Source organism: Dyella sp., assembly GCF_035508675.1.
Taxonomy (GTDB): Bacteria; Pseudomonadota; Gammaproteobacteria; order Xanthomonadales; family Rhodanobacteraceae; genus Dyella_B.
This window is the reverse complement of the sequence record NZ_DATJMN010000399.1, coordinates 1-8,432: the sequence shown is the minus strand read 5'-3', so window position 1 is coordinate 8,432 and position 8,432 is coordinate 1. Positions and strand designations below refer to the sequence as shown.

Annotated in this window: 8 protein-coding genes; 2 read left to right on the top strand and 6 right to left on the bottom strand. The window is 62.1% G+C overall.

Going from position 1 to position 8,432, the window contains the following annotated elements; genetic code table 11:
* Positions 1–158 precede the first annotated feature (158 nt).
* From VMA74_RS21290 to rfbB, 6 genes are all read right to left on the bottom strand, one after another.
* Positions 159–1,322: an alkaline phosphatase family protein gene (locus VMA74_RS21290; RefSeq protein WP_325370684.1), complete on the bottom strand. Its 1,164-nt coding sequence runs from the start codon at positions 1,320–1,322 to the stop codon at positions 159–161.
* A 304-nt stretch (positions 1,323–1,626) separates the two neighbouring features.
* On the bottom strand, positions 1,627–3,039 hold the full coding sequence (locus VMA74_RS21285) for a mannose-1-phosphate guanylyltransferase/mannose-6-phosphate isomerase (RefSeq protein ID WP_325370682.1): 1,413 nt from the start codon (positions 3,037–3,039) through the stop codon (positions 1,627–1,629).
* A 3-nt stretch (positions 3,040–3,042) separates the two neighbouring features.
* Entirely contained in the window at positions 3,043–3,981 is a 939-nt protein-coding gene (rfbD, locus tag VMA74_RS21280) for a dTDP-4-dehydrorhamnose reductase (protein ID WP_325370680.1), read from the bottom strand.
* Entirely contained in the window at positions 3,978–4,535 is a 558-nt protein-coding gene (gene rfbC / locus VMA74_RS21275; RefSeq protein ID WP_325370678.1) for a dTDP-4-dehydrorhamnose 3,5-epimerase, read from the bottom strand. The genes rfbD and rfbC overlap by 4 nt, the downstream gene beginning before the upstream one ends.
* Positions 4,532–5,419, bottom strand: a complete 888-nt coding sequence (gene rfbA, locus VMA74_RS21270) for a glucose-1-phosphate thymidylyltransferase RfbA (protein WP_325370676.1) — start codon at positions 5,417–5,419, stop codon at positions 4,532–4,534. The genes rfbC and rfbA overlap by 4 nt, the downstream gene beginning before the upstream one ends.
* The gene (rfbB, locus tag VMA74_RS21265) at positions 5,416–6,465 is read right to left on the bottom strand and encodes a dTDP-glucose 4,6-dehydratase (RefSeq protein ID WP_325370674.1); all 1,050 of its coding nucleotides are present in this window, start codon (positions 6,463–6,465) and stop codon (positions 5,416–5,418) included. The genes rfbA and rfbB overlap by 4 nt, the downstream gene beginning before the upstream one ends.
* 175 nt (positions 6,466–6,640) lie before the next feature.
* On the opposite strand from rfbB, the gene VMA74_RS21260 reads away from it, so the two are divergent.
* Positions 6,641–7,807, top strand: coding sequence for a PLP-dependent aspartate aminotransferase family protein (locus VMA74_RS21260; protein WP_325370672.1), 1,167 nt, complete (start codon positions 6,641–6,643; stop codon positions 7,805–7,807).
* On the top strand, positions 7,804–8,432 hold a 629-nt coding region (locus VMA74_RS21255), incomplete at its 3' end, for an ABC transporter permease (RefSeq protein ID WP_325370670.1). The genes VMA74_RS21260 and VMA74_RS21255, both read left to right, overlap by 4 nt.

Genomic DNA, 8,432 nt, shown 5'->3' with positions numbered 1-8,432 from the left:
GGGTTCGCCCCGGATCGAGTCCGGGGCGAACCCCCAAACCTGCGCGCTGAAGGCCTATAGCCAGCAGGTTCGGCAACGCATTCGATCGTGAGCCGGCATCGGCTGAGTTAATGCCGTCGGCCGCTGACCTGCAGCATGGTCGAACTGGTAACGCCGGCCTACTTGCCTGTGCCTGATGCCGGATGGGCGGTGAAGACGTCGCTGCCGAAGGTTTGCAGCCCGTTGCCCTGTGCGTAACCCAGGTGCGACAGGCCGAAGAGGTCCTCCAGCGTGCGCAGCAGGCTGTAGTGGTTGTATGCCGTTTCCGGTTGCGTGCCTGCCGCGATGTAGGGCGAGAGCAATACGGCGCCGATGCGGCCGCCGCCGGGGCCGATCTTGCCGCCCGGTTGCGGGCCGCCGGGCAGCGGTTGCTCGTTGCAACAGGCGCCGCCGTCGTTGCCTTCGTCGAAGGTGATGATCAGCAGGCCATCTTTCTTGAACGCCGGCGATTCGACGATGCGCGGCACCCAGGTACGCAGGAAGACGTCGGCGGAAATCAAGCCGCCGGGTTCGCCGTCCTTGCAGGGGGCATCGTGGCCGTCGTGGCAGAGGTTGGGCGTGATGTAGACGAAGTTCGGCGTGTCATGGAGCTTGGCCAGATCGGTGGTGAGGTGATCGAGATTCACCACGCGGCTGTCGCAGTACTTCTTGTGGTCGATGATCGTGTGGAAGTACACGAACGGATTGTGCTTGGCAGCGTACTGGTCTTGCGGCGTGGCATGTTCGGTGATGTCGGTGGTGCCGATGACCGGGTGGGCGCAGGTTGCCGCCTCGCGCGCGAGGTCCTTGCCCATGTCTTCCATGTACGCCTTCCAGCTGAAGCCGGCATCGGTGAGCTGGTTGGCCAGGGTGCTCACGCTCTTGGGGTAGACGCAGCCGGTGCCGGGCAGTTGCCCGTTCGCGTCCGGCTTTTTCGCCGTGGGCACGAACTCGCTATACGTGCTGCAATCGGCTTGCGTAGCCGGATTGGGTGCCTGGCCGCTGATCATCGCGATGTAGTTGTCCAGGCTGTAATGGCCCACGCCGTAGTAGTTCGGCAGCAGCGCCCCCTGCTTGGGCAGTTCGCGGGCCAGGTAGGGCGCGATCGACTGCGGGCCGAACGTGACCGGGTAGGACTCGTTCTCCAGCATGATGATGAAGACATGCTTGATAGGCGGCAGTGGGGGCGTCGAGGCGGCAACGCAGCTTGCCGAAACCCACAGCGTGGCGAGCAGCGCAAGGAGAGAAACGCGGGGACGCGTCAGCAGGTAACGCAGGCGGAAATGGCTTGATCGGCGAGACATCCGGGGATCCTTGAGCGGTAGCGGTCGGCACGATGCCGCGCGCAACGGCTATTGCAGCCGCCTTGGGCGATGGGATCAAGTCGAGGGAGCGGATGGGTATGCCTGCCATGAACGCAGGCTGGGATGACATCCCAGCATCGCCGTGCCGGGCAAAGGAGGATTTCATCCCAGCCCAGGTTCCCTTGGAGGCTGCGGCAATGGCGCGCCAAGCCGTTTAGATGCCGCAGCTTGTCCGCTTAGGCGTGAGGTGAATCCTGCGACGAGTGCGAAGGCCCCGCGCCGCAGCGCGGGGTGGGGAGCCCAATCAGGCCCGCCCGTACACATCATCGAAGCGCACGATATCGTCCTCGCCCAGATAGCTGCCGGATTGCACCTCGATCAACTCCAGCGGCACCTTGCCTGGATTACGCAGGCGATGCACGCTGCCGAGCGGGATGTACGTGCTCTGGTTTTCCGCCAGCAGGAACACCTTCTCATCGCAGGTGACTTCGGCGGTGCCGGACACCACGATCCAGTGCTCGGCGCGGTGATGATGCTTCTGCAGGCTCAGGCTGGCGCCCGGCTTCACCACGATGCGCTTGACCTGGAAACGTCCGCCGGCCTCGAGCGAGTCGTAGCTGCCCCACGGACGATGCACCACGCGGTGGAACGAGTGCTCGGTGCGGCCGGATGCTTTCAGCTGGTCGACCACCTTCTTCACGTCCTGCGCGGCATTGCGATGCGCAACCAGGGTGGCGTCCGGCGTGCTGACCACGATCAGGTCCTCCACACCGACGGTGGCGATCATGTGGCGATCGTGCGAGCGCAACAGCGAATTGCGCGTGTTGACCGTCAGCGTATCCCCTTCGCGCTGGTTACCGTGCTCATCATGCTGGCCCGAGAGCCACAACGCCGACCAGGAACCGATATCGCTCCACGCACAGCTCACCGGCACCACCGCTGCGCGTGAGGTCTTTTCCATCACCGCATAGTCGATGGAGTTGTCCGGCACCTTGGCGAACGCCTCGGCATCCACGCGCACGAAATCCAGATCGCCGTGCCCGGTGGCGTAAGCCTTGCGCACCGCTTCCAGCATCTCCGGCGCATGCTGGCCCAGCTCTTCCAGGTAGCGGGCCGCCTTGAACAGGAACATGCCCGAATTCCAGTCGTAGCCGCCGTCCTTGACGTAGCCCTCGGCTGTAGCGAGATCGGGTTTTTCCACGAACCGCTCGACGCGGAACGCGTTTGCGCCGATGGACTCCACACGGCGGATGTAGCCGAAACCGGTTTCCGGGCGATCCGGGCGGATGCCGAAGGTTACCAGCCAGCCATCGCGCGCGGCGGGCAGGGCTTGTTGCACGGCGGCGACGAAGCTTGCGGTGTCGCCGATCAGGTGGTCGGCAGGAAGGACCAGCAGCAGCGCTTGCGGGTCGCGCTCTATGGCTTTCAGGGCGCCGAGCGCGATGGCGGGAGCGGTGTTGCGGGCAACGGGCTCCAACAGGATGGTGGCGCCGTTGACGCCAGCTTCCAGCAACTGATCGGCGGCCAGGAAGCGATGATCCTCGCTGGCCACCACGATCGGTGCAGCCACTTCAGGCAGCTTCTGCGTACGGATGGCCGTCTGCTGGAACAGCGTGCCGTCACCGCTCAAGGAAAGAAACTGCTTGGGGAGGTTGCGGCGTGAAACCGGCCACAGGCGAGTGCCGCTGCCGCCGCTCAGGATCAAGGGAATCAGCATGGTTCAACCAGCCTGCTTTGCGAGAGTGTCGAGGACATCATCCAGGCCTTGCTGCCAATCGGCCAGAGCATAGCCGAAGCGTTGCTGAAAGCCCTGGTTGTCCAGCACGGACCAGGCGGGGCGTTTGGCCGGCGTAGGGTAGTCGGCAGTGGCGATCGGCAGCACCCGCGGCGCACGCGGCATCAACCCGCGGGCATGGGCCTTTTCAAAAATGGCGCTGGCGAAGCCATGCCAACTGGTGTGCCCGCTGGCGACCAGGTGATGAACCCCTTGCATGGCGGCGCGCTGGGCGGCATTGGCCTGCTGCCAGGCGATCAGGGCGGCAGACGTCGCCTTGACGATAAGGTCCGTGCTGGTCGGTGCACCGTGCTGGTCGGCGACCACACGCAGCTCCTCGCGCTCCGCGCCCAGCCGCAGCATGGTGCGCAGGAAATTGTGGCCGTGCGGCGCATAGACCCAGGCCGTGCGAAACAGAAAATGGTCGGCACCGCTGGCCTGCAATGCGTGCTCGCCAGCCAGTTTGCTGCGGCCGTAAGCGCCAAGTGGAGTCGTGGCCGCAGCGACGGCATAAGGTAAGGTCGCCTGTCCGTCGAAGACGTAGTCGGTGGAGTAATGCACCACCAGCGCGTGGTTGGCCGCGGCCCAGCGGGCGATGACGCCTACTGCTTCGCCATTGACGGTGGTGGCCAGCAGCTCTTCCTGCTCGGCACGATCGACCGCGGTGTAAGCCGCCGTATTGACGATGATGCCGGGCCGCAGCTTGTCCAGCAGCGCCGGCAAGGTGGCTGGCGAGGAAAGATCGGCCATTTCGGCCGGCCCGCCATCGAAGCGCATGCCATCGCGGCTGGCCGCAACCACGGTGCCCAGCGTCGACAATGCGTCATGTTCAAGAAAACTGCGGCCGAGCTGGCCGTTGGCACCAAGCAGCAGGATGTTGTTCATTCGGCAAGTACGGGCAGTCTTTCCGCAGGGATGTCCGCTAGTAAGGGCGCCTTGAGATCTTTGTCCGAGAGCTGCGGTGCGCTGATGGGCCAGTCGATGCCGAGGGCCGCGTCATTCCAGCGAACGCCGGCGTCGGCCTTCGCGTCATACAGCGCGGTGCATTGATACGAAAACATGGCGTAGTCGGATAACACGCAGAAGCCGTGTGCAAAGCCTTCCGGAATCCAGAGGTGGCGATGGTTGTCGGCGCTCAGCATCACGCCCGCCCATTGACCGAACGTTGGTGAGCCGCGCCGGATATCCACGGCCACGTCGTAGACCTCACCCTCCAGCACGCTGACCAGCTTGCCTTGCGGATTGGGCCACTGGTAGTGCAGGCCGCGCAGCACGCCTTTGCTGGAGCGCGAAACATTGCTCTGCACGAACGTCGAGGTAATACCGGCTTCGGTGTATTTCGCCCGGTTGTAGCTTTCGTAGAAGAAGCCGCGCGCGTCGCCGAACACCTGAGGTTCGATGACGATGGCGCCGGGCAAGGAGGTCTGGATGACCTTCATTTGACAAGACCCTGTTCAACAAGATGCATGAGGTATTGGCCGTAACCGGTCTTCAGCAACGGCGCCGCCAGGCGCTTGACCTGCTCGGCATCGATCCAGCCGTTGTTGTAGGCCACCTCTTCCGGGCAGCACACCTTCAGGCCTTGGCGGTTCTCGATGGTTTCGATGTAGTTGCCGGCTTCCATCAAGGATTCGTGCGTGCCGGTATCCAGCCAGGCATAGCCGCGACCGAGTTGTTCCAGATGCAGCGAGTTGTCTTCGAGGTAGCGGCGATTGAGATCGGTGATCTCCAGCTCGCCACGCGGGGAGGGCTTTAGCGCCGCCGCGTAATCGCACACGCGCGCATCGTAGAAGTAGAGGCCGGTCACCGCGTAATGCGACTTGGGCTTGGCGGGCTTTTCCTCCAGCCCGATCACGCGGCCGCTGGCATCGAACTCGGCCACGCCATAGCGCTCTGGGTCCCTGACAAAGTAGCCGAACACCGTCGCGCCTTCCTGGCGGGCATCGGCCCGCTTCAGGCGCTCGGTCAACCCCACGCCGTAGAAGATGTTGTCGCCCAACACCAGGCAGCTTGGGTTGTTGCCGATGAAATCGCGGCCAATGAGGAACGCTTGCGCCAGGCCATCGGGCGAAGGTTGCACCGCATACTGGATGTCGAGGCCCCACTGCGAACCATCGCCCAGCAGGCGCTGGAACAAGGCCTGCTCATGTGGGGTATTGATGATCAGGATCTCCCGAATGCCGGCCAGCATCAGCGTGGCCAGCGGGTAGAAGATCATCGGCTTGTCGTAAACCGGCAGAAGCTGCTTGCTCACCGCCTGGGTGATTGGATAGAGCCGCGTGCCGGAGCCGCCGGCCAGGATGATGCCCTTGCGTGCGCTCATACGCCCAGACGCTCCATCCGATAGCTGCCGTCGAGCACGCGCTGGGTCCACGCTTGGTTGGAAAGGTACCAATCCACGGTCTCCTCGATCCCCTTTTCGAACGTATGCGACGGCTTCCACCCCAACTCGCGCTGCAGCTTGCTGGAATCGATCGCATAGCGGCGATCGTGGCCGGGGCGGTCCTTTACATAAGTAATGAGCGATTCGCGCTTGCGCCCATCGGGCAGCGGGCGCTTGGCATCGAGCAGGGCGCAAATCGTCTTTACCACCGTGATGTTGGTGCGCTCGGCGTTACCGCCCACGTTGTACGTTTCGCCCACCCGGCCCCCGTCCAGCACGTGCCGGATGGCCGAGCAATGGTCGCCCACGAACAGCCAGTCGCGGATGTTCAGGCCATCGCCGTACACCGGCAGCGGCTCCCCGGCCATCGCCTTCTGGATCACCAAGGGGATCAGCTTTTCCGGGAACTGGAACGGTCCGTAATTGTTCGAGCAATTGGTGGTGAGGGTGGGCAGGCCATAGGTGTGATGGAAAGCACGGACCAGATGGTCCGAGGCGGCCTTGGACGCGGAATAGGGGGAATTCGGGGCGTAGGGGGTGGTTTCGGTGAATTTGCCGTCCTCGCCGAGCGTGCCGTACACCTCGTCGGTGGACACGTGCAGGAAGCGGAAAGCGTCCTTGTCAGCACCGTCCAGGCCACGCCAGTAATCTCTTGCGGTTTCCAGCAGGCCGAGGGTGCCAACGACGTTGGTGTGGACGAAGGCGGCAGGCCCGTCGATCGAGCGATCGACGTGAGATTCTGCGGCAAAATTGACGATGGCGTCAGGACGATGCTCCCGCAGCAGACCGGCCACCAGCGCGCGGTCCCCAATATCGCCTTGTACGAAAATGTGCTTGTCGTTGCCATTCAGAGACTCAAGCGTATCGAGGTTCCCCGCGTAGGTGAGCAGGTCCAGATTCACCACGCGCACACCATCCGCAACGGCTTGGAGCACGAAATTGGCCCCAATAAACCCGGCTCCGCCGGTAACAAGCATTGTTTTCATGTATGGCTCCAAATGGGGCCGTTATTTTGTCATACGGCGGCCGGCAATGGTCAGGGCGCCCGGTGGCGGGCGCGATGAGGTTCTGAGATGGGGTAGCGACAACCCCATGAAGGTTAAGGGGCAAATGGGTAATATGTCGGGTTTGCCGATCACTTGATTCGGGACCACAGTCAGCATGAAATCAACCAGCAAGCATCGTCCATACGGCTTAGGAACACGGGCCATTCACGCTGGCCAGCAGCCGGATCCCAGCACCGGCGCCATCATGACGCCCATCTATGCGACCTCCACGTACGTGCAGCAGAGCCCTGGAAAGCACAAGGGTTACGAGTATTCACGCACGCAGAATCCCACGCGTATGGCATATGAGCGCTGTGTGGCGGAACTGGAGGGCGGCATAGCGGGATTCGCGTTTGCCTCGGGCCTTGCCGCTGCAGCCACGGTACTCGACTTGCTCGATTCCGGTAGCCATGTGATCGCGATGGATGATCTCTACGGTGGCAGTTATCGTTTGTTCGAGCGGGTGCGGCGCCGGTCGGCGGGGTTGGATTTCAGCTTTATCGACCTGAACGACAGTGACGCACTCAAGGGTGCATTGAAACCCAATACCCGCATGATCTGGGCCGAAACGCCCACCAATCCGATGCTTAAGCTGGTAGATCTGTCCAAGGTCGCCCGTTTTGCTAAGAAACATGGATTGATTCTGGTGGTGGACAACACCTTCTGCTCACCGATGTTGCAGCGTCCGCTGGAGCATGGTGCGGACCTTGTCCTGCACTCGGCCACCAAATACCTCAACGGGCATTCGGACATGGTCGGGGGGGTCGTCGTGGCCGGTAACCGAGAGTTAGCCGAGCAGATGGCCTTTCTGCAAAACTCTGTCGGCGCCGTCGCGGGTCCTTTCGACGCTTTTCTGGCCATGCGGGGATTGAAGACCTTGCATCTCAGAATGAATGCCCATTGTGAAAGCGCCCTCGAACTCGCCCGTTGGTTGGAAACGCATCAGGCCGTTGAAAAAGTCATCTATCCGGGCCTGAAGAGCCATCCGCAGCACGCGTTGGCAAAGCGTCAGATGGATGGCTTTGGCGGCATCATCAGTATCGAAGTCAAGGGTGGCCTGAAAACGGCACGGCGCATGCTGGAGCGTTGCAAGCTGTTCGCGCTGGCGGAGTCGCTGGGCGGTGTTGAAAGCCTGATCGAGCATCCAGCGATCATGACGCACGCCTCCGTACCTGTGGCGAACCGCAAACGGCTGGGGATAAGCGACGGGTTGGTTCGGCTGTCCGTTGGTGTTGAAGATGTTCAAGATCTGCATGCAGAGCTACAAGAGGTATTGAAGTGAGCGCTCCTGTTCGTATCGGTCGAAGCGACGTGACGGAGCTGCAAGAGCGCCGACGCTGGGAGTCGCCGTTCACCTCCGTTGTCCGGCATAAATCCCTAGTGTGGGAATTGAGCAAACGCGAGGTCTTGGGCCGATACCGCGGCGCCAGTTTTGGGCTCGCCTGGTCGGTCATCAGCCCCTTCCTGATGCTAGGCGTCTACGCCTTCGCATTTGGTGGGGTTTTGAAAGGCCGTTGGCCCCATGAGATCGGTGGGGATCACCCTTATGCTGTCGTTCTGTTTGTGGGCCTCATTGTTCATGGTTTTTTCGCTGAATGCATAACGCGCGCGCCCACGCTGATCGTCGGTAATCCCAATTTCGTTAAAAGGGTAGTGTTTCCTCTCGATGTGCTTCCATGGCCGATGGTGCTGTCTGCACTATTCCATGCGCTCGTGAACACGGGGGTACTTGCTTTGTTGATGCTGGCGGTCGAGCACCGGTTGCATGCAAGCTTTGTTTTCGTGCCGCTGGTTTTCGTGCCCCTCCTGCTGCTTACTGTTGGTATTGCTTGGTTTCTCGCTTCGTTTGGCGTGTTTTTTCGAGACATAAGCCAGGTTATGCCGGTCGTGGCGACCGCCCTTCTATT

Coding starts and splice junctions, on each gene's coding strand:
- VMA74_RS21290 (WP_325370684.1), bottom strand. CDS start 1,322: ATGTCTCGCCGATCAAGCCATTTCCGCCTGCGTTACCTGCTGACGCGT.
- VMA74_RS21260 (WP_325370672.1), top strand. CDS start 6,641: ATGAAATCAACCAGCAAGCATCGTCCATACGGCTTAGGAACACGGGCC.
- VMA74_RS21285 (WP_325370682.1), bottom strand. CDS start 3,039: ATGCTGATTCCCTTGATCCTGAGCGGCGGCAGCGGCACTCGCCTGTGG.
- rfbA (WP_325370676.1), bottom strand. CDS start 5,419: ATGAGCGCACGCAAGGGCATCATCCTGGCCGGCGGCTCCGGCACGCGG.
- rfbD (WP_325370680.1), bottom strand. CDS start 3,981: ATGAACAACATCCTGCTGCTTGGTGCCAACGGCCAGCTCGGCCGCAGT.
- rfbC (WP_325370678.1), bottom strand. CDS start 4,535: ATGAAGGTCATCCAGACCTCCTTGCCCGGCGCCATCGTCATCGAACCT.
- rfbB (WP_325370674.1), bottom strand. CDS start 6,465: ATGAAAACAATGCTTGTTACCGGCGGAGCCGGGTTTATTGGGGCCAAT.